Annotated in this window: 21 protein-coding genes; 9 read left to right on the top strand and 12 right to left on the bottom strand. The window is 67.6% G+C overall.

Annotation, left to right across the window (positions count from 1 at the left end; genetic code table 11):
• Positions 1-5: 5 nt before the first annotated feature.
• From tkt to cofH, 5 genes are read left to right on the top strand one after another with little or no spacing between them, the layout of a single operon-like run.
• Positions 6-1,982, top strand: coding sequence for a transketolase (tkt, locus tag MPARV_RS0120060; protein WP_020379533.1), 1,977 nt, complete (start codon positions 6-8; stop codon positions 1,980-1,982).
• Positions 1,983-2,030: 48 nt separating this feature from the next.
• Entirely contained in the window at positions 2,031-3,122 is a 1,092-nt protein-coding gene (tal, locus tag MPARV_RS0120055) for a transaldolase (RefSeq protein WP_012228740.1), read from the top strand.
• 10 nt (positions 3,123-3,132) lie between these two features.
• Positions 3,133-5,253, top strand: a complete 2,121-nt coding sequence (locus MPARV_RS0120050; RefSeq protein WP_020379532.1) for a hypothetical protein — start codon at positions 3,133-3,135, stop codon at positions 5,251-5,253.
• Positions 5,240-6,295 (top strand): glycosyltransferase family 2 protein, encoded by a 1,056-nt coding sequence (locus MPARV_RS0120045; RefSeq protein WP_020379531.1) that lies wholly within the window; start codon positions 5,240-5,242, stop codon positions 6,293-6,295. Before MPARV_RS0120050 ends, MPARV_RS0120045 begins: the two co-directional genes overlap by 14 nt.
• 44 nt (positions 6,296-6,339) lie before the next feature.
• Positions 6,340-8,733 (top strand): 5-amino-6-(D-ribitylamino)uracil--L-tyrosine 4-hydroxyphenyl transferase CofH, encoded by a 2,394-nt coding sequence (gene cofH / locus MPARV_RS0120040; protein WP_238538906.1) that lies wholly within the window; start codon positions 6,340-6,342, stop codon positions 8,731-8,733.
• Between the two features lie 22 nt (positions 8,734-8,755).
• Here the strand turns inward: cofH and MPARV_RS0120035 are convergent, their stop codons facing one another.
• Both MPARV_RS0120035 and MPARV_RS23295 read right to left on the bottom strand, forming a co-directional pair.
• Positions 8,756-9,898: an L-lactate dehydrogenase gene (locus tag MPARV_RS0120035; protein ID WP_031279546.1), complete on the bottom strand. Its 1,143-nt coding sequence runs from the start codon at positions 9,896-9,898 to the stop codon at positions 8,756-8,758.
• 92 nt (positions 9,899-9,990) lie between these two features.
• A complete protein-coding gene (locus MPARV_RS23295) occupies positions 9,991-10,857 on the bottom strand; it encodes an alpha/beta fold hydrolase (RefSeq protein WP_020379528.1) in 867 nt (288 codons plus the stop codon).
• Between the two features lie 52 nt (positions 10,858-10,909).
• Between MPARV_RS23295 and MPARV_RS0120025 the strand changes: the two genes are divergently transcribed.
• Genes MPARV_RS0120025 through MPARV_RS0120015 form a run of 3 tightly spaced genes read left to right on the top strand, consistent with a single transcriptional unit; the run spans position 10,910 to position 15,143 of the window.
• Positions 10,910-12,289: a CDP-glycerol glycerophosphotransferase family protein gene (locus tag MPARV_RS0120025; protein WP_020379527.1), complete on the top strand. Its 1,380-nt coding sequence runs from the start codon at positions 10,910-10,912 to the stop codon at positions 12,287-12,289.
• On the top strand, positions 12,286-13,191 hold the full coding sequence (locus tag MPARV_RS25460; protein WP_012228749.1) for a glycosyltransferase family 2 protein: 906 nt from the start codon (positions 12,286-12,288) through the stop codon (positions 13,189-13,191). The genes MPARV_RS0120025 and MPARV_RS25460 overlap by 4 nt, the downstream gene beginning before the upstream one ends.
• Before the next feature lie 29 nt (positions 13,192-13,220).
• Positions 13,221-15,143, top strand: coding sequence for a potassium transporter Kup (locus MPARV_RS0120015; protein WP_012228750.1), 1,923 nt, complete (start codon positions 13,221-13,223; stop codon positions 15,141-15,143).
• Here the strand turns inward: MPARV_RS0120015 and MPARV_RS0120010 are convergent.
• From MPARV_RS0120010 to nadA, 10 genes are all read right to left on the bottom strand, one after another.
• Positions 15,140-15,352, bottom strand: coding sequence for a hypothetical protein (locus MPARV_RS0120010; protein ID WP_012228751.1), 213 nt, complete (start codon positions 15,350-15,352; stop codon positions 15,140-15,142). The genes MPARV_RS0120015 and MPARV_RS0120010 overlap by 4 nt on opposite strands.
• A 22-nt stretch (positions 15,353-15,374) precedes the next feature.
• The gene (locus MPARV_RS0120005; protein WP_020379526.1) at positions 15,375-16,145 is read right to left on the bottom strand and encodes a DUF3109 family protein; all 771 of its coding nucleotides are present in this window, start codon (positions 16,143-16,145) and stop codon (positions 15,375-15,377) included.
• A 66-nt stretch (positions 16,146-16,211) separates the two neighbouring features.
• A complete protein-coding gene (locus tag MPARV_RS0120000) occupies positions 16,212-16,394 on the bottom strand; it encodes a hypothetical protein (RefSeq protein ID WP_012228753.1) in 183 nt (60 codons plus the stop codon).
• A gap of 145 nt (positions 16,395-16,539) precedes the next feature.
• Entirely contained in the window at positions 16,540-17,703 is a 1,164-nt protein-coding gene (locus MPARV_RS0119995; protein WP_031279540.1) for a ribonuclease D, read from the bottom strand.
• A gap of 28 nt (positions 17,704-17,731) precedes the next feature.
• Positions 17,732-18,061: a rhodanese-like domain-containing protein gene (locus MPARV_RS0119990; RefSeq protein WP_012228755.1), complete on the bottom strand. Its 330-nt coding sequence runs from the start codon at positions 18,059-18,061 to the stop codon at positions 17,732-17,734.
• 26 nt (positions 18,062-18,087) lie between these two features.
• Positions 18,088-19,359: a pyridoxal phosphate-dependent decarboxylase family protein gene (locus MPARV_RS0119985; RefSeq protein WP_012228756.1), complete on the bottom strand. Its 1,272-nt coding sequence runs from the start codon at positions 19,357-19,359 to the stop codon at positions 18,088-18,090.
• Entirely contained in the window at positions 19,356-19,811 is a 456-nt protein-coding gene (locus MPARV_RS21850; protein WP_012228757.1) for a DUF3151 family protein, read from the bottom strand. The genes MPARV_RS0119985 and MPARV_RS21850 overlap by 4 nt, the downstream gene beginning before the upstream one ends.
• Positions 19,812-19,856: 45 nt before the next feature.
• Positions 19,857-21,803 (bottom strand): cation:proton antiporter, encoded by a 1,947-nt coding sequence (locus tag MPARV_RS0119975; RefSeq protein WP_012228758.1) that lies wholly within the window; start codon positions 21,801-21,803, stop codon positions 19,857-19,859.
• 91 nt (positions 21,804-21,894) lie between these two features.
• The gene (locus tag MPARV_RS23290; RefSeq protein ID WP_012228759.1) at positions 21,895-22,761 is read right to left on the bottom strand and encodes an alpha/beta fold hydrolase; all 867 of its coding nucleotides are present in this window, start codon (positions 22,759-22,761) and stop codon (positions 21,895-21,897) included.
• On the bottom strand, positions 22,758-23,861 hold the full coding sequence (nadA, locus tag MPARV_RS0119965) for a quinolinate synthase NadA (RefSeq protein ID WP_020379524.1): 1,104 nt from the start codon (positions 23,859-23,861) through the stop codon (positions 22,758-22,760). The genes MPARV_RS23290 and nadA overlap by 4 nt, the downstream gene beginning before the upstream one ends.
• A 152-nt stretch (positions 23,862-24,013) precedes the next feature.
• On the opposite strand from nadA, the gene MPARV_RS0119960 reads away from it, so the two are divergent.
• Positions 24,014-24,796: a sulfite exporter TauE/SafE family protein gene (locus MPARV_RS0119960; protein WP_020379523.1), complete on the top strand. Its 783-nt coding sequence runs from the start codon at positions 24,014-24,016 to the stop codon at positions 24,794-24,796.
• Positions 24,797-25,070 lie beyond the last annotated feature (274 nt).

The following is a 25,070-nucleotide window of genomic DNA, read 5'->3' as shown; positions in this document are numbered from 1 at the left end:
CACACATGCCCGAAATCAACCCCCTGGAACAGCGCTGCATCTCGGTGGTGCGCGGCCTGGCCATGGACGCGCCGCAAGCCGCCAACTCCGGGCACCAAGGCACCGCCATGGCCCTCGCGCCGCTGGCCCACGTGCTGTGGACCCGGGTGATGGCCTACGACCCCGAAGCCCCCGACTGGCCGGACCGCGACCGCTTTGTCCTGTCGGCGGGCCATGCCTCGATCCTGCAGTACTCCATGCTGCACCTCATGGGCTATCCACTCACCATGGACGACCTCAAGGCGTTCCGCCAGTGGGGTTCGGCTACCCCCGGCCACCCCGAGGCCGGCCACACCGCCGGCATCGAGGTGACCACCGGCCCGTTGGGCCAGGGATTTGGCAATGCGGTTGGCATGGCGTTGGCCGAACGAAACCTGCGGGGCAGGCTGGGTGACGGCTTCATCGATCACCACACCTGGGTCATCGCCTCCGACGGCGACCTCATGGAGGGCATCAGCCACGAGGCCGCATCGCTCGCCGGAGCCCAAGGTCTGGGACGCTTGACCGTCGTCTACGACGACAACCACATCACAATCGACGGCGCCACCGAGATCGCCCTGCGCGACGATGCCCCCGCCAGGTTCGCAGCCTATGGCTGGGAGGTCATCGAACTCGGCGAGGCAGGCGACGACCTCGACGCGATCGAAGCCGCGTTGAAGGCCTCCAAGGTCGACGAGACCCGCCCCACCCTGATGGTGTTGCGCACCCGGGTGGGCTCCCCCTCCCCCACCTGGGAGGACAACCCAAAGGCGCACGGCAATCCATTCGACGAGGCCACGATCGCCGAGACCAAGCGGGTGATGGGCCTCCCCCCGGAGGAGACGTTCTTCGTGCCCGACGACGTCGCCAACTTCTACCGCAACGCCGCGGCGGCCCGCGCCGCGACCCACGCCGAATGGACCGAACGCACGGCGAGCGCCGACACCGAGGCGCGCCGGGCCTTCGAGGCCGCCTGGTCGGCCAGGCCTGCGGGAGACATCGTCGCCGGCCTGCCCACCTTCGGACCCGACGACTCGCCCGCCACCAGGGTGGCGTCCCAGCAGGTCATTGACGCGCTGGCCCCGATCAGCCCCTCGCTGTTCGTCGGATCGGCCGACCTGTCGGGCAACACCGGCACCAAATTGGCAGGAGCCGAGTTCCAGTCGGCGGCAACGCCCTCCGGCATGGCGATGCACTACGGCGTCCGCGAGCACGCGATGGCCGCAGCGTCCGTGGGCATGGCGCTTCACGGTGGCATCTGGCCGGTCGGCGGCACCTTCCTGGTGTTCAGCGACTACGCCCGTCCGTCGGTGAGGCTGGCCGCACTGTCCAAGGCCCGAGTGGTGTTCGTGTGGAGCCACGACTCGGTGGGCGTTGGCGAGGACGGCCCCACCCACCAGCCGGTGGAGCAGGTCATGGCGTTGCGCACGATCCCCGGGCTCTGTGTCTTCCGTCCCGCTGACGGAAACGAAACCGCGGCCGCCTGGGCCACCGCCGCCAAAATCGACGGACCGGTCGCCATGATCCTGTCCCGGCAGGGCACCCCGACGCTCACCGGAACGGCCGATCTGGCAGTCGACGGCGTCGCCAACGGCGCCTACGTCCTGGTTGACCCCGACGATGCCCAGGTGGTGCTGGCCGGTACCGGCACCGAGGTGGCCGTCGCGGTGGAGGCGGCCGAGACCCTGGCCGCTGAGGGCATCACCGCACGTGTCGTGTCGATGCCCAGTTGGGAGCGCTTTGAGGCCGCCGGCGCCGAGTACCGCGCCTCGGTCCTCCCGAAGGGCCTGCCGGTTGTCTCAGTGGAGGCCGGGGTCACCCTGGGTTGGCACCGATGGGCCGATGTCCCCCTGGGCATCGACCGGTTCGGGGCATCCGCCCCCGGGGCCACCGTGCTCGACCGGCTTGGAATCAACCCGGCCGCCGTGGCCGACGCCGCCCGGGCTCTGCTCGACGATCGGTAGGCTCGCCCCGCAGCCCGACCGCCCGCCCCTCGACCCACCGGAGAAACTGTGAGCCAGCTCATCAAACTGCACGAAGACTGTGGCCAAAGCCCCTGGCTGGACAACATCACGCGTCAGTGGATCAACTCCGGCGAAATCAGGCGCTGGATCGAGCGGGGCGTACGCGGCGTCACCTCCAACCCCACCATCTTCAAAAAGGCGATGGAGTCGGCAGACTACGACGAGGAATTGGCCCGTCTGACCCGCAGCGGCGCCACCACCGAGCAGGCCTACTGGCAGTTGGTGGGCAGCGACATCTCGGCGGCCGCCGACCTCCTGTCGGGCGTACATGAACGTTCGAACGGGGAGGACGGCTGGGTCTCGGTTGAGGTCTCCCCCGAATTGGCCCACGACACCGCAGCAACCATCGAGGCGGGGCGGGAGTTGGCCCGCAACCTGGGGCTCCCCAACATGTACGTCAAGGTGCCGGCCACCCCGGCCGGTATCGAAGCGATCCGGGTGCTCACCTCCGAGGGCATTCCGGTCAACGTCACCCTGATCTTCAGCCTGGACCGGTATGCCGACGTGATCGAGGCCTACCTCAGCGGCCTCGAAGCGCACCAGGGCGGCCTCAGCCACATCTCCAGTGTGGGCTCGTTCTTCATCAGTCGGGTGGACACCGAGGTCGATCGTCGGCTGCAGGAAATCGGAACCAACGATGCCCTCGACCTGATGGGCACCGCCGCCATCACACAGGGCAAGTTGGCCTATCAACTGGCCATGGAGGCCTTCAGCGGCCCCCGCTGGGACGCGCTCACCGAACGCGGCGCCACCATGCAACGCCCGCTCTGGGCGTCCACCTCCACCAAGAACCCCGACTACCCCGACACCTATTACGTCGACTCATTGATCGGACCCCACACGGTCAACACGCTGCCGGAGGCCACCCTGGAGGCGTTCGACGACCATGGCACGGTGGTGTCCACGCTGGACGCAAACCCCGAGGCCGACCGAAAGCGTTGGGAACAGTTGGGCGAGTTGGTCGACCTGGATGATGTCGGGGCAACGCTCGAGTCCGAAGGCGTCGCAAGTTTCGCCCAGAGCTTTCGCGAGGTGCTGACCACGTTGGCAGAGCGGGTCGACCGTTCCGCCCGCACGTAGCCGGTCGAGCGTGGCTCACCCCCAGGCGCCAGAGGAGACCACTTCCGAACCTGCCCCCCGTATCGAGCGGGCACCTGCCTGGGTGTCGTCGTTGGGTTCCCAGGCCGCCAGGCTGGGCGGGCGGGCACGAGCCCTGACGCCGGAGCCCCGGCCTTGTTGGCCCAACGTGGGCCCCGCGATCGGCGTGCTGGTCGGCTTCATCCTGGTGCGCCGGGTGTTGGTCGGAGGTTTGCCCGAGGGCGACGATGCGCCGTACCACGTCGCCAAGAACGCGTTCGCCTTCACCGAGATCTTCGCCAGGGGTCACCTTGACGGTTGGGGGCCCACGTTTTCGATGGGGTCACAGCAGTTCCTGCTCTACGGCCCGGGGGCGTCCCTGGTGGCCGCCGCGCTGCGCCTGCTGTCGTTGGGCCTCGTCGATCAACGCACGCTGGTGGGCTGGGTTGGGGCTCTGGCGTTCGTGGCCACCGCACCCGCCGCATATTTCATGGCCCGTGGCCTGCGTCTGGGCCGCACCGGCGCCTCGGTGGTCGGGCTCGCCGCGCTGTGTGTGTCGGTGCCCTACGGCACCGGTCTGGCCGGCACGTTCGATCTTGGGCTGGTTCCCCACCAACTGGCGGTGCCGATGGTGCTGGTCACGCTGGGCGCACTGATCCGCGTGGTGGACCAGCCGGACCGGCGCTGGGTCACGCTGGCCGCCGCTGCCGCCACGGGGGTCACAGTCACCCACCTCACTTCGGCGCTGGTGACGCTGGTCACGTTTGGCATCCTGGTGGCGGTCCGGTCGCTGACGCCACCGGATCCGAGCGACGTTGCGGCCGGCGGCCCACATGCCGGCCTCCGCGCCGCCTATCGGCTTGGCCTGGCCGGACTCCTTGCAGCCGGGTTCGGGGCCTGGTGGCTCCTGCCGCTGAGCCAAAACCCGGGTCCCCGACCGGCGACGGCCACCTGGGACACGCCGGAGTTGGGTCAGGAGGTGCTGTCGCTCGTGCGCACCGACCTCTGGAGCTCACAGTTGATCGTGATGATCACGCTGGCGGCGCTCGCCATCTGCGCGCTGTGGCTGTTGGTCGCTTCACCGGCGATGGCGCCGCTGGGCCGGTGGCGGGTATCGGTGGTGATGGCCGGCCCGGCAGTCCTTCTGGCGCTGTACGCCATGTACCACCTGCTTCCCGGCGACACCGGCCTGCTGATGGTCAACCGGGGCACGGGGTACGCCGCCCTGATGTGGATCGTTCCCATCGGCGTGGTGGCCGATCATGCTGTGGCTCGCCGCAGCGAGCCGGCAGCCCTGACGTTGGTGGCGCTGCTGGGCGCCGGCATCGTTGCCTTTCCCGCCCTGATTCCCGCATCGGGTCTGGCCCGACCAGCCCCGGCGCCCAGCCCTGAGCTCCAGGCAGCAAGTGGCGTACTGGCCCGGGCCGTCACGCCGGAGGGCCGTTTCGCATGGGTGCACGAGTCAAACTTCGACACCGGCTTTGGCCCGGTTCACCCCGAGCTCTGGCTGGCGATGGACGCCGACGCCTCCACGCTCAACGGTTTTGGGGGCGAAACCATCAGCCCGGTTGACACCTTCCTGCAATATCACCTGGCCGAGATGGACCCCCGCCAGGCCGAACCGCAGCTCGTGCGCAACGGGGTCTCGCACCTGATTGGGCGACCTGCCACGCTGGCCCGCTACGAGTCGCTGCCCGAGTGGCAACGAATCTGGGCATCGGACAGGCTCGCCGTGCTGGAACACGTGGGCCCGGTCAACCTCGCCGCCCCCCAGCAGGGCCAGACCACCGAGTTGACCGGGTGGAGCCCGGAGCGTGTGACGTGGCGCACCGAAGGCGCCGATCAACTGGTGACCGGGATCCCGGCGTTCCCGAAGTGGCACCTCTCGGTGGATGGTTCGCCCATCCCGAATTCGGAGCGGGACGGATTCCTCACCGCACGGTTGCCAGACCGCGGTGCCCACACCGTCGAGGCCGTCTTCCGGCGCTCATGGGCCGACTACGTGGGTGTCGTGATCACCCTGGTGGTGATTGCATGGCGCGCCGGAGCGCTGACCACGCTGCGACGTCGCCGCGTTCTCAAGAGAACCAATCAAAGCGCGGGCGACGCTCCATCCGGCGATGACCATGGCTGAACCCGGCCGCACCTCCGGGCCCTCCAAGAGCACCGTGCCCGAGCTCACCGTGCCCGAGCTCAGCGTGGTCGCACCGGTGTTTGACGAGGCCGACACGATCGAAGAGTTCCACCGTCGGCTGAGCGGGGCCTTGGAGGGCATCAACGGGCTGGACCCCGGTCGCTGCGAGATGGTGTACATCGACGACGGGTCCACCGACTCCTCCGGCGCATTGCTAGCGGCGATCGCAGCAGACGACCCACGGGTCACGGTGGTGACGTTCTCGCGCAACTTCGGCCACCAGGTGGCCATCACCGCCGGGCTCGACCAGGCCCGTGGTGATGGCGTGGTGGTGATCGACTCCGACCTTCAGGACCCGCCCGAACTCATCGGTGACCTGGTTGCGCAGTGGCGCCTCGGCGCCCAGGTGGTGCACGCCGTACGCGACCAACGCCACGGCGAAAGTCGCTTCAAGCTCGCCACTGCAAAGTGGTTCTACCGCGGCATTCGGCGCCTGACCGACCTGGACATCCAACTGGACGCCGGCGACTACCGGCTCTTGGATCGCTGCGTGGTGGAGGTGCTCACCTCGATGCGTGAGCGACACCGGTTCGTCAGGGGAATGGTGGCCTGGGCGGGCTTCCGTCAGGTGGGGGTGGCCTACGACCGCTCTGCCAGATACGCGGGCCGCACCAAGTACCCGATGCGGCGCATGCTGCGCCTGGCGGTCAACGCGGTGACGTCGTTTTCGTTCGTGCCGCTGCAACTGGCGACGCTGGTGGGCTTCATCGCCGCCACGCTGGCCTTGTTGGCGGTACCGGTGGTGATCGTGGCGCGGGCGGTCGGATCGCCGTTTCTCTCCGGCCAGACCACCGTGCTCTTGGTGGTCCTGGGCCTTGGCGGACTGCAGATGATGTTTCTCGGTGTCATCGGCGAATACGTCGGCCGCGTCGTGGAGGAGGTGAAGGCACGACCGTTGTACGTGGTGATGCCCAAACCCCGACAACCCAAACCTTCAGATGACGCCGACCCCGATGACGCAGGCCACGAGCGGCAGCCATGACGGTGACCGTTGGGCACCGTCAGGTGCGAGATATGGTCCCGAGCATGCACAACCTTCTGGAGTTGCCGCACGCCGAGCTGCTGGCGCGTGCTGCCGCACGGCGCGACGCGGCCTTTGGCAATCGGGTGACCTACTCCCCGAAGGTGTTCATCCCGTTGACCATGCTGTGTTCGGATCGTTGTGGCTACTGCACGTTCGCCCAACCGCCGGCCCGGCTGGAGCACCCCTACCTGGGCCTCGAGGAGGTGCTGAAACTCGCCCGCGGCGGGGCTGAGGCCGGCTGCCACGAGGCACTGTTCACCCTCGGCGAGCGCCCGGAGTTGCGCTACCCGGCCGCTCGGGACTGGCTGGACACCAACGGGTACGAGTCGACGGTCCACTACGTGGTGGACGCGGCCAACGCGGTGCTCGAGGAGACGGGCCTGTTACCCCACGCCAATGCCGGTGCGCTCTTCCCGGAGGAACTCCTGGCACTCCGTCGGGTCTCCCCGTCTCAGGGCATGATGATCGAGAGTCTCAACGGCGGGCTGGAGGCGCACCGGGGGTCTCCCGACAAGGTGCCGACCCGCCGCCTGGCGACGCTGGAGTGGGCCGGTGAGCTGGCCATTCCCTTTACCACCGGAATTCTGGTGGGCATCGGCGAGAGCCGCTCCGACCGGGTGGATGCGCTGGTGGCGATCGCCGAGTCGCATCGCCGTCACGGGCACGTGCAGGAGGTGATCGTCCAGAATTTTCTGCCCAAGCACGGCACCGCCATGTGGCGGTCGGACCCGTGCCCCGACGATGCCTACACCGAGGCGATCGCGCTGGCGCGCCTCATCCTGCCCGACGACGTGGCGGTTCAGGCCCCACCCAACCTGTCCGACGAGTTCGGTCATCTGCTGGCCGCCGGGGTGTCCGACTGGGGTGGCGTCTCGCCGGTGACGGCCGATCACGTCAACCCCGAGCGCCCCTGGCCAGACCTCGACCGGTTGACGGAGGTGACCGAGGCGGCCGGGTTCACCCTCGCGCCGCGGCTGACGGTGCACCCGGCTTGGGCCGCCGAGCCACTGAGGTGGCTCGACCCGAAGCTGCGGTTTGCGGTGATGGACCGCTCCGACGCCGAGTTTCTGGCCAGAGACGACCCCGGTTCGGTGTTCCCCGAGCGAATCAAGGAGCGGGCCGCCGCCCAGGTGGCAGACGGTGCCGAGGTCGAGTTGATCGGCATCGACAGTTCGCAGTGGTACTCGGGTGTGCCGGTGGAGCCTCCGGTCCTCGTGCCTGCTGTCAGCGGCGGTTCACGGCGTCTCCAGGGAGCCGTCGACGAGGTGCTGACGGCCTTTGAAGCCGGCGAGGACCTGGATGAGGACCGCATTGTCACGCTGTTTGGCGCCCGAGGCCCCGAGGTTGGCGAGATCGCCGAGGCAGCCGATCGGTTGAGATCCGAGGTGGTCGGGGACGACGTCACCTACGTGGTCAATCGCAACATCAACTACACCAACGTGTGCACCTTCAAGTGTCGCTTCTGCGGTTTCTCCAAAGGCCCCCTGTCGCTCAACCTCCGGGGCACCCCGTACCTGCTGACGCTCGACGACATAGCCGAGCGGGCTGCGGAGGGCTGGGCGAGGGGCGCGACCGAGGTGACGCTGCAGGGCGGGATCCACCCCAACTTCGACGGTGACTACTACCTCGACGTCACCCGTGCGGTGAAGGAAGCCGTTCCGGAGATGCACATCCATGGCTTCACGGCGCTTGAGGTCACCGAAGGTGCCGGACGTCTTGGTGAGGACCTGGAGAAGTACCTGGGCCGCCTCGTCGACGCCGGCCTCGCATCGTTACCCGGCACGGCGGCCGAGGTGCTCGATGATGAGGTGCGGGCGGAGTTGTGTCCGGACAAGATCAACACCGAGGAGTGGTTGGAGGCCCATCGGGTGGCGCACCGTGTCGGGCTGCGATCCAACGTGACCATCATGTTTGGGTCGATCGAGCAACCCCGCCACTGGGCCCGACACCTGATCCGCACCCGCGACCTGCAGGCGGAGACCGGCGGCTTCACCGAGTTTGTGCCGCTGCCGTTCGTCCACATGGCCAGCCCCATCTACCTGCAACGCAAGGCCCGCCGGGGCCCCACCTGGCGCGAGGTCGTGCTGATGCATGCGGTCGGACGACTGGCCTATCGCGGCTACATCGACAACATTCAGGCATCCTGGGTCAAGCTGGGTCTGGGAGGCGCCCGACAGTTGCTGCAGGCCGGGGTCAACGACCTGGGTGGAACACTGATGGACGAGAACATCTCCCGGGCTGCCGGCGCCGATCACGGCACGCTGGCGACCGCTGACGACTTTGCTGCGTTGGTGGAACCGCTGGGCCGCCCACTCTGTCAGCGTTCGACCCTCTACGGCAGGGTGGACCACAGCCCGCATGAGGTCCAGCCAACGGTCGGTGCTGCCAGAACCTGACCGGAGAACCCATCCACCCCGGCTATCGCAGCAGGGAGTCCGGGCCGAGGTCGGCCACGTCGGTGGTACCGGTGAGCGCCATCGCCACCGCCAATTCGTCCCGAAGAATCTCCAGCAGGTGTGCCACCCCCGCCTCGCCTTTTGCGGCGACCGCCCAGGCCCACGGGCGACCGACCAGGCAGGCCTTGGCCCCCATCGCCATCATCTTGAGCAGGTCCAGACCGCTGCGGACGCCGCCGTCGACCAACACCTCGATCCGATCGCCGACGGCCTCGACCACCGCCGGCAGCGCCGCGGCCGTTGATGGCACAGCATCCAATTGACGACCGCCATGGTTGGACACCACCACAGCGTCGACGCCGGCGTCGGCGGCCGCCCGGGCATCCTCGGGATCGAGAATGCCTTTGAGTACCACCGGGCCATCCCAGTGATCGCGAACCCAGGCCAGGTCGTCCCAGGTGACGGACGGATCGAACTGCGCGTCCACCCAGTCTCGAAAGTCGTCGGGTGAGTTGCCTCCGGGAACCGCATCGGTGAGATTGCCGAACGTGTGGGGCTTGCCTTGGATACCCACCTCCCACACCCAGCGTGGGTGGCTGACCCGATCGAGTCCCCGAATGGCCGCACCCACAGGCGAGACCCGGCCGCCCAGGCCGTTTCGGGTATCGCGGTAGCGGGCGCCCACCACCGCAAGGTCCGCCGTCAGTACCAGCACGCGACACCCCACCGCCTGGGCACGGGCCATGAGATTCTCTGCATACCCGCGGTCCCGCATGACGTACAACTGAAACCACGGCGCCCGCTTGGACGCAGCGGCCACCTCCTCCAACGAGCAGATCGACACGGTGGACTCCACGAAGCTCACACCTGCGTGTTCGGCCGCTCGTGCCGCCGCCACCTCGGCCCGGTTGGCAAACATGCCCGCCAGCCCCACCGGGGCCAGGAGCACCGGCAGGCTCAGCTCCTCGCCCAGCACCGTGGTGCTCATCGTCCGGGTGGACACGTCGCGCAGCACCCGCTGACGCAGCGAGATCGCCTCCAGATCGGCGGTGTTGGCCGCCAACGTCGCCTCCTCGTAGGCACCCCCGTCGATGTAGTCGAACAACTGCCGTGGCAGTCTTCGTCGCGCCACCTCCCGATAATCGCGAACCGACGCGGCGGCCAGCCCCAGCGGTCGATCTCGGCCCAACGGGTTCAGGGTCACCATGGGCTCAGCCTCGCGCACCGGCACCCCGCTCCGCTTCACCCCGCCTCACCTCACCCCGCCTCGGCGGCGGCCATCACCAGTTCGGTCCAGCGGAGAAGCGGGAACGCGTGACCGGCGCCGGCCACCCGTTGGAGGGTCGTCGCCGAGTGCGTCATCCGACCGGCCAGCCACTGCCCCATCGCCGGAGGACAGGTCGCGTCCTCGGCACCGACCACGATGTGGCAGGGAGCGGCGATGGAGGCCAGGTCGGGCATCACCAACTGCGCGGCAAGATCGCGCTGCAACCCGACGAGCCCGGACTGCACCGAGCCCATCACCGCAAGGCCCAAGCGCTCGGCCGCACCGGGGATCGAGAGGATCTCACGCTGCCGCGCCGCCGATTCGTCACCCAGAACGATCTGCACGGCCGCCTCAAGGTCGATGCCCTCAGGCACCAACAGCGGCGCGATATCAACGATGTCGGCATGTTCGAAATGAAATCGATCGGGAGCGGTTTCGGCCCACGAACCGGCCGGCGCCAGCGGTGCCGCCAGGACGAGCCTGCCCACCAGCGAGGGGTGGCGCGCTGCCAGCGCCAGGGCAAACAGCGCACCGGCAGACCATGCCATCACCCCGATGCGTTCAAATCCCAGCAGCCCACACGTTTCGGCCAGGTCATCGGCCACCGAGGAGGGCGTGGCGTCGGGGTCGACGTCACTGTCGCCAAACCCCGGCCGATCCACCAGAATCTGGGTGACGGATGGGACGAGCGGATCAGGGGGCGTGGCCAGGCGGCTGTCGGGCGTGCCGTGGAGCACCAGCACCACCGGGTGGCCCGGCCCCGCCCCGACAAGTTCGAACGCCAGCGATCGACCGGACGCCAACCTGACTCGCTCGGCGGGGAGGGGCACACCGTCGACATGGTGGGGACGTGGCATCGGCGCACAGTAGCGGGGCTACCATCGCCCGGATGCGTTCCACGCCAAGCCAGTGCCCGCACGACCCGACGTCGCCGCGACGAGGGTTGCGCTGAGTCCCCTGACCGCTCCGGCCGTTCGAAAGTCACCGCTGGGCCTGTTGGCGCCCGGTGGTCGGGTGCTCGTGGGCCTGATCCAACGGATGCTGCGGACGCTGAGCCGTGTTGTACCCCGACGGGCCGATCGGTGGGTGTTCGCCAGCCGGGCCGACGCGTACGTCGACAATCCCCGCTTCCTGTTTGAGCATGTGGCGGATCACCATCATGAGATTTCGGCCGTCTGGGTCTCGGGCGACGACGCTGTGGTGGACCGCGTGAGGGGCGAGGGACGCTCCGCGGCGCGGCGCTGGAGCATCAGCGGTATCTGGTCCACCCTGCGGGCGGGGGTGGCCGTGTATGCGTTCGATGTGGCCGATGTCAACGTTGCGCTCACGGGTGGGACCGTCGGCGTCAACCTGTACCACGGCATTCCGCTCAAGCAGATTGAGAACGACATCACCGTGGGCTCGGCCCGGCGCATCTACCATCCGCGCACTCTCGCCGATCGGCTGCGGGCGGCCACGGTGTACTACCCGCGGTCAATCCCGAACGACCTCGTTTTGGCCCCATCAGCCCAGGTGGCCCAGGCCATGCAGCGTGCGTTCGGCGCTCGTGCCCGGCACATGATGGTCGGCCGCCCGCCCCGCATGACCGTGTCCGTCGCCGACCGCGCCGCCGTTGCAGTCGAGGGCGCCGACCGGGGCGGAGACGACCACCCTGCCGTGCTGCTGTATGCACCCACGTGGCGGGTGCCGCCAGGCTTCGATCTGGCCGAGGCGCTGCCGGATCTGGAGGCGCTGGAGTCGGCGTTGTCCGATGCCAACACGCGGCTCCTCATCAAGGCGCACCTCTACGACAAGGTGATGCTTCCCCGCCCGCTGGACCGGGTGGAACTCGTACCCAACGAGGCGGAGATCAACGAACTCATCGGTCGTGTCGACGGCGTGATCACCGACTACTCCTCGGTGATGTTTGATGCGGCCCTGCTGCGGATTCCAGTGGTGTTCTACCCCTTCGACCTCGCCGACTACGTGCGGGCGTCCAGCACCTCGTTCGCCTTTGACTACGAATCGCTGGTGAAGGGACACGTCGCCAGGACGTATGCCGAACTGGTCGACGTGATTCATTCCGGCGCCTGGCGCACCTGGACGTTTCCCCCCGAGGTTCGCGATCAGGTGTGGGGTGAGGGTCCCGGCCCCGCGATGGTCGACTCCAACAGCGACCTCGTCGGCCAGATCACCAACATCGCAACATCGCGATTCGGCCCCGCGCGGTTTGGCAGGGCGCGGTTTGGCAGGGCGCGGTTTGGCAGGGCGCGGTTTGGCAGGGCGCGGGTCGGCGGGTCGGCAACGTGAACCAGCGCACCCCGCTGGTGAGCGTCCTGATGCCGGTGCACAACGGGGGCGACTTCCTCGACGCCGCCATCGACAGCATCCTGGGCCAGACCGAGACCGACCTCGAGGTGGTGGCGGTTGAAAACGGCTCCACCGATGGCTCGTCGGCGGTCTTGCGGCGACACGCCACCCGGGATGCCCGGGTACGGGTGATCGAGGCCGGGCCGGTGGGTCTGGTCGCTGCGCTCAACCTGGGACTCGCCGCCGCCACCGGCCGCTACCTGGCCCGCATGGATGCCGACGATCTTGCCGAGCCGGACCGCCTGGAGCTCCAGTTGGCATACCTGCGTGCCCATCCCGAAATCGGGGTACTGGGCACCGCCCACGACTACATCAATGCCGCCGGCACCCAGGTCGGGTCCCGGCGGTTCGTCACCTCGCCGAAACTGGTTGCTGCGTCGTTGTACTTCGGCAACCCGCTCGCTCACCCCACCGTGACGATCGACCGACGCCGCACCGGCGAACTGCAGTACACCTCCGGGTTTCCTGACGCCGAGGACCTGGCCCTGTGGCGGACGCTGAGCCGTCGAGGAGTGGCGCTGGCCAACCTCGATCGGGTGCTCCTGCACTATCGGGTCCACGCCGCCAGCGCCACCGCTCAGGATTCCGCACAGGTGGGCAGCAGCGACGTGGACGCGATCGTGGTTTCCAGCCGCTGGCGTGCCGACCGGGCACGATGGGCGATCTCTCGCACGTTCAACGCTCGGGCCAGAGGCGTCACGCTGTGGGCGTTCCTGGCGGGTGTGACGGCCCTCAACCTGCTCAATCTCCGCCGTCCCGAGGTGTCCCGCGCCTCCCTGGCGCGGCGCTCGGCACTTGGCATTGCAGCCTGGCTTCGCCAGGCAGACCGAAACCGGCGTTAGGCTCACGGGCTCTCGGTACCTGGACGAGGGTGCCCACCGCCTCTGAGAACCACTTCGTGTCCGACACCGCTGTGCGCCCAAGCCATCCTGCCGGACGAGTTGCCACCCTGGGCGCGCTCGGGGTGGTGTTCGGCGACATTGGCACCAGTCCCCTGTACTCATTGCGAGAGACGTTTGAGGGAGCGGGCCACGCCCCGCCACCCATCAACGAGGCCAACATCATCGGCGTGCTCTCGCTGGTGCTCTGGGCGGTGTTGTTGGTGGTGTCCCTCAAGTACCTGACGTTCGTCTTGAAAGCCGACAACCACGGGGAGGGCGGCATCCTCGCCCTCACGGCCCTGATCCGACCCAAAAACCCTCGCGATGCGTCTCGCCAGGCGGTGGTGCTGCTGATCCTTGGGCTGTTCGGCGCAGCGTTGCTCTACGGCGACGGCATCATCACCCCGGCCATCTCGGTGCTCTCCGCCGTGGAGGGCACCAGCGTGGTGACCGCGTCGATGAAACCGCTGGTCGTACCCATTTCGATCGCCATCCTGATCGGCCTGTTCAGCGTGCAGCGACGCGGCACCGCCGCCGTCGGCCGGGTGTTCGGCCCGGTCATGTTCGTGTGGTTTTTGGTGCTTGGCGTGCTCGGCATCACCCACATCGCCGATCAACTGGCGGTCCTGCGGGCGATCAACCCGTGGTACGGCGTCGAGTTCCTCATCAACAACGGTTCCCGCGGGTTCATCGCCCTGGGTTCGGTGGTCCTGGTGGTGACCGGCGTCGAGGCCCTGTACGCCGATATGGGCCACTTTGGCGTCTCCCCCATTCGCCGGGCCTGGTACAAGATCGTGCTGCCCGGGCTGGTGCTCAACTATTTCGGTCAGGGCGCCATGTTGTTGGCCCACCCCGAGAACATCGACAACCCCTTCTATCGCATGGCCCCCCGTTGGGCGTTGTGGCCGCTCGTGATCCTGGCGACCATGGCCACCGTCATCGCCAGCCAGGCACTGATCTCCGGTGCGTTCAGCCTGACCCGCCAGGCGGTACAACTGGGCTATCTGCCCAGGGTGCGCATCACCCACACGTCCGACGAGGCCGAAGGGCAGATCTACATCGGAGTGGTCAACTGGCTGCTCCTGGCCGCCTGCGTGGCCCTCGTGTTGATCTTCAGAAACTCCGGCAACCTGGCCGCCGCCTACGGCATCGCGGTCACGTCCACGATGTTCATCACCACGGTCTTGTTCTACCGAGTGGCCCGCGACCGGTTCGGCTGGTCGAAGTGGCCGACGATCGGGCTGACCACCGTGTTCCTGGTGGTCGACCTGGCGCTCCTCGGAGCCAACCTCCCCAAGATCCCCGAGGGCGGCTGGATTCCGATTGGTATCGGCCTGGTGCTGCTGCTGGTCCTGACCACGTGGTTCACGGGACGGGCGCTCACGGCTGCGCGGCTGGCCGACCGCGCCCGCCCGCTGTCCGAGTTCGCCGAGCAACTCGCAGAGGATCCCCCGCTGCGTGGCCCGGGCGTGGGCATCTACCTGGGCTCCAACCCCGACGTGGTTCCCCAGGCGCTGTCGTCGCAGCTACGCCACGCCCGTGTTCTACCCGAGAACGTGTGTGTGTTGGCCGTCCTGATCCAGAGTCGGCCCTACGTGCCCGAGGACGAACGGCTGACAGCCGTCAAACGTTCGAGCGGGGTCTGGCAACTCAAGATCCATCTGGGCTACTCCGACGACGTCGACGTGCCCAAGGAGTTGTCACGTCTCGGCACCGAGTTGACCGGACTCGACTTTTCAGCCGCCAGCTACGTCCTCGGTCGTGAGACCCTGCGGGTGACCGACCGACCCGGCATGGCCCAGTGGCGAGAGCACCTCTTCGTGTTCATGTTGCGCAATGCCACGACCGCGGATGCGTACTTCAAGCTGCCCCCCGAGCAGACGATCGAGCTCGGTGTCCAGGTGGAGATCTAGGCGCTTCCTCCGTACTCGTCCGGCTCGTCGCGGAGGAGACCGGCCGCCTTTTCAACAGCCCGCCGGGCTCGGGTGAGGCGGCGCTCGTCGATCGGCAACTCGGTGCCGCCTGCATCGATCGAATCGCGCAACCGGGCGATGGCCAGATCGGCCAGCTCCTCGGAGATCGCCTCAAGGCGTGCCCGCAGCTCGTCGAACTCTCCTGCCATCAGCTCGCTCCTCGGGGTTTGGTCACAGCGTCGTCGGTAGGGCGCGGACGGCGGGATGGGCCACCATCACCGGCGTGGGGCCCGTGGCCGCCGTGGCACCCGGGCGCCGCCCGTCAAGGTAGCCGGCCAGCACCCGGTACCGGGTCGGGCCGATCAACTCGACCACCTCGTCGCGAAGCGATTCGTAGACCGCTTCGGTACCGGTGAACGCCAGGTGCTCCTCGGTGCACCACCAGCCGAATTCGGACCCGCCCTCGCCCCAGTCGCGGCGGCGCCACTCGCGAAGCGTGTGCAGGTCGGCGCCGCTCTCGTCGGTGTGGTGCTCCAGCCGCAGAGGCAACTGCCAGCACACCTCGGGTTTCCAATCCATCGGCCGCTCCCCCGCCACCACCGCCGCCGAATGCAGCACACAGCCCGGGCCCGACCCAGCGGATGCATCGGCATCGTGACGGTTCAAAAAGATGCATGCGCCGTCGACCACCCGGGTCTTCCAGCCTTCGTCGGTGCGCTCGAAAGGTGAGCGGCGCCGGTCCGCAGGTCGAAGCTGCCATTGAGTTGGACCGAGTCGATCCACCGCTTCACGCACCCTGGCCCGGTCGTCAGCATCGCCGAAATGGGCTCCGTGGGTGCAGCAGCCGAGGGCGGAGGTCACGTCGGGTTCGGGTTCGATGCCCGGGCAACCCTGCCCCCACACACACTGCCAGGCGCTGGCCAGGAACGTCACGTCAAAAAGCCAGGTTCCCTCGTCATCATCGAGGGAAAACCACTCTCGGGCGGAGTCGGCGACGTTCACGGCCGAAACCGTAGTGCCCCGCACCTGCCCGATCGGCGGCGTCAACCACTCACCCCCCACGGGGTGCTAGCTGTATTCCTCTTCCAAGGCATCCTCCGCCATGCACCAGGTGGCGTGGCTGTCCTCCGGTTCGGCCCCGCACTCCTCACACGGCCCCTTGGGGACGGAGAAGACGGCTTCAATATCGATGTCAGAGCTTCGCTTGAGGGCACGTGCCTCTTCGAAACGACGATGACGACCCTTTTTCACGGGTCACGCTCCACGGGGTAGTAGTGCGGCGGTCATAGCGGAGCCGCACTACTGCAGCACCGCTACGGGTTCGATTCCAAGGTTCGTCAGCCTAGCGCCTGGATTTGGTTTCGACGATTCGCCCTGGCGGTTGGCGGTGGCTGCGCTACGCGCTGGTCGACCGAGGCTCCAACACCAGGCCGCTCCCGCGCTGAAAGGCCAGCGCCGACTGGCCGGCCACCAGATCCCGGATGGGATCGCCCACCAACTCGGCCCTCCAACCGCTCCCCAACCGGCCATCCGGGCCAGGGGCCAGCAACATCTCAACATCGTGACGGGTGGCCACGGTGGAAGGATCGAGGTCGAGATCCTTCGCCAACTGCTTGACCCACGTGGTCACCAGGCCGATCGCCGAACGCAGATCACCGGGCACCTCCGGCGATCTCAAGGATTCAGCGTCGGCCGGTTCGGCACCCTCGGAAGCGGCGATGACCGCCAGTGCATCCTCGGCTCGGCCGTGACGCAGGTTTCGGCCGTCCACGCCGCGCACCGCGCGAGCCGTCTTGACGGTGTCCGGCCGGGTCTGGGCCAGGCCGACCAGGCCCAGGTCGCTCAACAGGTTGCGCGTGGGCACGTCGTCGGAGGCGGCCGCCTCCTCCCGCCACATGGCCAACGCCTGCGCGGTCGCCAACGCCTGGCCCCGAAGGTGCCGCACCTCTTTGATGCGGGTCCAGGCCACCGCCGGATCCCGAGTGGTCCAGGAGTCGGTTCGTTCCTCCTCGATGGCGTCCGCCGCCCACGTCGTTCGGTCCCGCCGATCCAACTGCTCGATCAACCGGTCGGCAATGTCGAGCAGGTCGCGCACATCGGCGGCGGCGTAACTCAGTTGCGTCGGCTTCAGAGGACGCCGCATCCAGTCGGTGAGTCGGTCGCCCTTGGGCACCTTCTTGCCGGTCAATCGCTCAGACAGTGTGCCGAGCGATGGGTTGGAAAAGCCGACGAAGTTGGCGGCGACCTGGGTATCGAAGAGTTCGGTCGGGACCAGGCCGCATTCTCGGTGCAGGATTTCGAGGTCCTGGCGGGCGGCGTGCATCACCGCACAGCTGCCGCTCGCCAACACTTCCGACAGCGGGGCCAGGTTGACCGCCAGCGGGTCGATCAACGCCAGGCGGCCGGGCCACGCCACCTGCACCAGCGCAACCCTGGGGTGGTAGGTGCCCTCGCGATGAAACTCGGTGTCGAGCGCATACCGCTCGACACCCTTCCATTCGTCGAGGAGCTCATCGAAGCCGCCCTGGGTCTCGATCATCTCCCAGTCGGGTTGCTCCAACGGTCCCGAATCATTGCGAGCGGGCTTCCTATGCACTCGGCGGCCCGGTCTCCACCCGAAAGCCCACATTGATCCAGGCGTCGGTTCCACCCGTCACGTTGCGAGGCAGGTAACCCTGGCCGATCAGAAACTGGGCCGCCCGTTGGCTGCGTGCGCCGCTCCGACAGATGAGGTTGACCGGCTCCTCGGTGGGGATGGCCCCCAACCGTTCGGGCAACTGGGTCAGCGGCACCAAAATGGCGCCGGGTACATGGGCGAGCTCGTATTCGTCTCGTTCGCGCACGTCGATCAACGGCACCTCGGCTTCAAGGTCGGCCTGCAACTCGTCGACCGAGATCTGGGGGATGTCGTTACTCATGGGGGTCCCTCACGTGGTGGAGTTGCTCACACTACCGAGCCGTAGACCGCATTGGCACCTGCGCCGGTGCGTCCCGCGGCGACCGATGCGGCCAGGTCCTCGGCGAACGCGTCGATCACCCGATCGTGCCCAGGTGACAGCATGACGTGCAGCCCACCCTGCTGACGATCCAACGCCCAGTTGCGGGCGTCCATCTCTTCGGAGACACCTTCAAGGTCCAGGTCGCTACCAGGCTCGGTCGAGATCTCGAACACCGACATATCCGGTTCACCGGTGACACGAATGCCCTCGATCGCATCGACGGCGGCGCGGAACCCGTCGGTGGCGGTGGCCACCCGGCGGGCCTGCCGCTCATAGCCGTCACGACCCAGGTGCGAAATGGTGGCCCATGCACCCGCAATGGGCCCTCCGGGCCGGGTACCGGCGGTGGTGCGCGACGCGTACAGGCCGCCCGGCCACGCGTCGTACATAAAGGTCTGGCGATCGACGTAGTCGGGTGACGAGTACAGGATCACCGAGGCGCCCTTGTAGGCGTACCCGTACTTGTGGATGTCGGCGGACAGCGACGTGACGCCAGGAACCGACAGGTCAAACGGGGGAACCTCGCGTCCGATCGACCGCCAGAACGGCAACAGCCAGCCGCCCAAACACGCATCCACGTGGCACAACAACCCGGCATCGGCGGCGGTGGACGCGATCTCTGCGATCGGATCGATCACCCCGTAGGGGTAACAGGGCGCCGAACCCACCAGCAGGATGGTGCGCTCGTCGATCGACGACCGGTAGGCGTTCGGATCGGCCCGCATGTCGTCGCGTAGCGGGATGCGAACCCGCTCGACGTCGAGGTACTTGCATGCTTTTTCAAATGCGGGGTGCGCCGTCTCGGGGGCGAGAATCGTCGGGTTGATGATGCCGCGAGCCCGAGCCTCGTCACGCGCCACCTGCACGGCCAGGAAGATGCTCTCGGTACCACCGGAGGAGAGTGAGCCGGACCTGGGGGGAGCCCCCAGAAGCGCCGACGCCCAGTCGATGACGTCGCCTTCCATGTGGAGGAGGGTGCGATATCGAAACGGGTTGAGCGCGTTCTCGTGCAGGAACATCTCGGCGACGTCGTGCTGGAGTCGCTCGAGCTCGGGGTCGTCGGCGTTGTACACGAGGCTGAATGCCTTGCCACCCCGCCAGTCCAGGTCATCGGCGCGCTCCTCGGTCATGGTCGCCACCAGCTCGTCGACGGAGGTGCCCAGATCGGGAAAGCCGGCGGAGATCGAGGCCGACGGGTCGGGGGTCGATTCGCTCATGAGAGGTCTCCTGCGTCGTTTGCATCGAGGTTGGTCTGACGGTCCCAGCCCGGGTCCAGTTGGTCGATGAAGACGTCGATACGTTCGGTCTCGTCCTGCTCGCCGATCGCCTCTGCGGCAGTTCGTAGACCGACCAGACAGCGCAGGAAACCGCGGTTGGGTTCGAATGCCCAACGAACGTAACCGGACCCTCTCCAGCCGGAGTGGCGCAGCAGGTCCAGGCCCCGGTGATAGCCCACCCGGTAGGCCGCGTATCGCTCCAGGTCGTCGCGCCCATGGTCGCCGAGCGCAGCCCAGGCAACCGACCAGGTTGGGTAGCCGGCCACCACCGACGCAACCGCATCGCGCCCGACGGCGACGGCCAGCGCCTCGGTCAGCGGTTCGGGCGGCGGGGGCAACACGGTCTCAGGCGGGCCGTTCGACGACAGTCCGATTGATCGTTCCTCTGACATGGGAGGCGACCCTATCCGTTGGTCGGCGGACACATCACCCAATGTTCAGCGTGGCGCGATCACCAGCAGCGACCGATCGGGAAGGGCCCGGGCCAGACGCGGCACCTCGCCGCCCAAACCCGGCTCAACCCGCGGTTGGGTGACCACCACCATGTCGCCCGGTGTGGTCAGGTCGCGCAGCGCCACGGCAGGGCGGCGTCGCTCCACCGTCAATCGTCCCTGATCCTCCTCCATGCCCAGCATCTTGTGGGTGACCTGCTCCCGGGGCACCAGGATGGTCAGTTCCGCCCGGTGTGCCTTGGCCAGGCGGCGCGCCAGCAACACCGCCAGTTCTACCCCCGGGGCACCCGCCGGCGTGAGGTCGTGGTCCGACACGGCGATCACCACACGCTCGCAGTTCTCCGCAGGCCCCAATCGGGCCACCACCACCGGTACCGGGCTGGCGGCCAGCAGCGCATCCACCCGCTGTCCAAAGGCTGAACCGTTTCGATTGGCAAAGCCCTTCCAACCGACCAGCACCGCCGTGGCCGCCTGCTCCACCGACGCGTGCAACATGCCCGCAGATGGTGTCAGGTCGAGGCGCACCACCGAGGTCGCCTCCGCGCCCTCCCCCAGGATGGTGCGCTCGGCCTCCGCCAACTCGGCTCGTCGCGCCTTCACATCGGCCTGGGTCGCCTCGAGGTCCAGCACGGACACCGGCACGACCGTTCCCGTGTCGGGGGCGGCCAACATACCGGCAAGCCGCAGCACGTCCATCGAGCGTTTCGGGTCGCCCACCGGCACCAGCACCTTTTCGGCGGGTGCGCGGCGGCGCTCGGTGGGCGGCGGCAGTTGGGTCCCGAAACGAGTGGCCAACAGCGATGACACCAGGCTGGTCACCAGGATCACCAACACCACGGTGTTAACGGTGACCTCCGAGATCAGCCCGGCGCTCAAACCAACGAATGCGGCAGCCAACGTGGCTGCGGCACGGGCGGTGGAGAGCGACGCCATGATGCCGATCTCGGTGTTGGTGTAGCGGAAAAGTTTTCCGGCGATGAACGCCGCCACCATCTTGGTTCCCACGGCCACCAACGAGAACACCCCGGCCCGCACCAGAATCGCAGGACGATCGATGACGACGCCCAGGTTCACCAGCATGCCCACCGAGATAAGAAAGACGGGGATGAAGAACGCCGAGCCGAAAAACTCGATCCTGCTTGAGAGCTCCGACCCCTCAGACACCAGCCGGTTGAGTGCCAGCCCCGCCAGGAAGGCACCGATGATCGGTTCCAGGCCCGCCAGCTCGGCCAGGCCCGCAGACAGAAACATGGCGGCCATGATGAACAGAAACCGCACCGACCGGTCCTGTCCGACGCTGGCGAAAAACTGGCGGCCCAGCCAGGGAAGCACGACCACGATGAACACCACCACGGCACCTGCGGTGGGGATCAGCTTCAGCACGAACCCGGGGGTCAGCCTGCCCTCATGGCTCTCCACCAGGAGTTCAAGGGCGGTCAGTGCGGCCGTGTCGGTGACGATGGTGGCGCCGACGGTGATGGCAACCGATCGGGCCTTGGTCAGGCCCAGGCGTTGCACCACCGGGTAGGCCAGCAGCGTGTGTGGCGCCCAGCTGATGGCCAACAGGATCGCGGCGGTGGTGGTGAACCCCAGGGCCAGGTTGACCGGGATGGCCACTGCGAACGGGATGATGAAGGTGAGTGCGCCGAAGGTCAGCGCCTGGGATCGCCGCTCCCGGAATTCCTCCAGGTCCAGCTCCAACCCTGCCTGGAACATGAGGTACAGCAGTCCGGCGTTGCCGAGCACCTCCACGGTGCCCTCTCGCTCCAACAGGCCCAATGCCGAGGGCCCAATCAGGATGCCTGCGCCGATGAGCCCGATGATCGACGGCATGCGCACGGCCCGGGCCGCAAGTGGGGCGATCAGCACCAGGACAAACAGCAGCGCTAGAACCAGGGCTGGTTCGAACAAGGGGGTGGAGAAGGCAGCCATGTGTTTGGGGGTCGCGGGGAACCTTCCTCCGGCGAACGAGCCAGGCTACTCCCCACCCCCACCGGTCACCCGCCCGGGGGCAAGCGGCAGGTCAACCAGTGGCTGTCGAGGCGGCGAGGAACCGGCTGAACGCCTCCCACCAGGCGTCGGGTGCCTCTCGTTGGGGTGAATGGCCGGCTTCGGGTATCACCGCCAACTCGGCCCCGGGGATCGTGCGGGCAAGTGCTCGACTGCCATCCAGAAAGGGCCCGTCCTGCTCCCCCACCATCACCAGCGTGGGTGCGCGGACGTGGGCCATGCGGTCAAGCCGGTCGGGGCCGCTCACCAGCAATCGCCCCATCGTGGCGTACATGGCGGGCTTTGCGGCCAGAAACTTGGCCCGATCGAGCGCCACCAGATCGGGGCGCGTTTCGCGTATGCTGCGGGCAGCAGCGGTTTCCAGCGGCGACGCACCAAACGCGTCGATCACGTCTGCAAGACCCTGCATGCCCTCGGATTGTGCCAGTGCAATCCCCAACTCGAGGATCTCCGGATCCATGCCCGGCACCGGCCCATGGGTGGTGTCCATCAGCACCAACCGACTGACACGTTCGGGGCGCTCTGCGATCAGTTGCTGAGCGATGAAGCCACCCATGGAATGACCCAGAAGGTCGAAACGGTTCCAGCCGAGATCATCGGCCAGCGCCAGCAGATCGGTGGCGAACAGTTCCAGGCTGTACCCCCCAGGGTCGTCGGGGCCGCCTGTGGCCCCGTGGCCCCGAAGGTCCGGCACCACCACGTGGTGACCCAACTGCGCCAGCGGTTCGATCCAGTCGGCAAAATCCGCTCGACCACCGGTAAAGCCGTGCACCAGAAGCAAGGGGCTCCCTCCCGCGCCCGCCTCGTCGAAGTCCAGGCGCCAGGTGGGCGATGGCCCGTCGAGGTGCCCGACCGGAGCATCCCCTCTCAACGGGCTCACACGATGTCGAGCATGCGCTGCAACGCCACCCGCGCCCACTCGGCGGTCTCGTCATCAACACGGATCTCGTTCACCACGTTGCCTTCGACCAGGTTCTCCAAAACCCAGCACAAGTGCGGTGCGTCAATACGGAACATGGTGGAACATGGGCACACCAGCGGGTCGAGCGACACGATGGTGCGGTCGGGGTTCTCATCGGCCATGCGCTGCACCATGTGGACCTCCGTGCCCACACCGATGACCGAGCCCGGCGGAGCCTCCTCGGTGACGGTGCGCAGGATCACCTCGGTCGAACCTACCGTGTCGGCCAGTTCCACCACGTCGTGAGAGCACTCGGGGTGCACGACCACAATTCCGTTGGGGTGCTCGGCCCGGAAGGCCGCAATGTGCTCCGGCCGGAAGCGTTGATGCACCGTGCAGTGGCCCTTCCACAACAGGAAGGTGGCCGCCTTTGCGTCGGCCTCCGCCAGGCCACCAAGGTCCTTGCGTGGATCCCAGACCGCCATGTCGGACTCGCCGTAACCCATATCGAACCCGGTGTTGCGGCCCAGGTGTTGGTCGGGGAAAAAGAGCACCTTGGTGCCCTCGCCTTTGGCGAATGCCCACTCCAGCACCGCCCTGGCGTTGGAACTGGTGCACACGGCGCCACCGTGGCTACCGACGAACGACTTCAACGCAGCCGATGAGTTCATGTAGGTGATCGGGACGACCTTCTCAATGTCGGTCACCGCCGCCAGTTCGTCCCAGGCGTCCTCCACCGATTCCAGATCGGCCATGTCGGCCATCGAACAGCCGGCGTTCAGGTCGGGCAGCACCACCCGCTGCTCCGGCGAGGTCAGCACGTCGGCGGCCTCAGCCATGAAATGCACGCCGCAGAACACGATGTAGGTGGCCTCGGGCCGCGCCTGAGCCAGCTTGGCCAGCTTGAAGCTGTCGCCTCTCGCATCGACCCAGCGAATGATCTCGTCACGTTGATAGTGGTGCCCCAGGATGAACAGCCTGTCGCCAAGCGTGGCCTTGGCGGCGGCGATCCGCACGTCCAATTCCTCGGGCGAGGCGTCTGTGTAGGCGGCTCCCAGCCGGCCTTGGAGTCGCATCATTCCGGTGGCCTCTCCGCGGGCGATGGAGGAGTATCCCGCCGCAGCAGCATACGGCGTGATCAGGCCGCACCCCGAACGGCCGGAATGGGCCAAACAGCCCTGGTTCCAATTCCCGATTGATTTGGTCGGGTTTAGGCGTAACATGACCCGTCGTGCTGGCGGACATCGTGGGTTGGATCGACCCGGGCCTGGTGATTGGAGGGCTCCTCGGTGGATTCACCATGGGGCTCACCGGCATGGGCGGCGGCGCTTTGCTCACCCCGATGCTGGTGCTGGTCTTCGGTGTGTCGCCCACCGCAGCCGTCGGTTCCGACCTCGTGACGTCGCTTGCGGTGAAGCCCTTCGGTGGCGCCATCCACGCTCGGGCCGGCACCGTGCGTTGGGACCTCGTGCGATGGCTCTCATTGGGGTCGGTACCCGGTGCTTTGGCCGGTGTGACGCTGCTTCATGCCGTCGGTGCCGGCGCCGATGAGCTGGTGAAGATCATGCTGGGCTTCACGCTGCTGGCTGCCGCCGCCGTCATGGTGTGGCGGGCCCGCAACCCGGTGCCCGATCATGTGGGCCCACCGACCCCGGTGCGGCCCATCCCCACCGTGGCGCTCGGGTTGATCGGCGGAACGGTGGTTGGCCTGACCTCGGTGGGCTCCGGGTCGCTCATGATCGCCGTACTCACCCTGCTCTACCCGAAGCTCAAACGGTCGGAACTGGTGGGCACCGACCTGGTGCAGGCGGTACCGCTCGTGGGCGCAGCCGCCCTTGCCCACATGAGCATTGGAAGCGTTTCGGCGGCGATCACCGGGTCGCTCATCCTCGGCAGCCTGCCCGGCATCATCCTTGGTGCCCGGGTCTCGGCCCACTACGACGGCAGGCTCGTTCGGGCGGCCATACCCGCCATCCTCGGTGCCTCAGCGCTCAAGCTGCTCGGGGTGCTGTGAGCCCGCCGACTCACCGCACCGGATGGCGTATTGAGCAGCTGCTGAACGCAAGTTAGGGTCGGCGGTGTGACACCGATCGAAGTACGGCCGTGGCTCCTCCGTTTACGCGCATCGGACAGGACCCGCATGAACGCGTTGGGTGTGATGCTCGCCGCGTCCGCCCTCATTGCCGGGTGCGCCTGCGCCCCCGCTCCTGTGCCAACCACCCGCCCACCGCGCCCCACCACTCCACGCCCCACCACTCCACGCCCCACCACTCCACGCCCCACCACTC

Origin of the sequence: Candidatus Microthrix parvicella Bio17-1 (genome assembly GCF_000299415.1) — a bacterium.
In the GTDB taxonomy this organism is placed as follows: Bacteria; Actinomycetota; Acidimicrobiia; order Acidimicrobiales; family Microtrichaceae; genus Microthrix; species Microthrix parvicella.
Note: the sequence above shows the minus strand (reverse complement) of the source record. Positions and strands in the feature narration are given on the sequence as shown.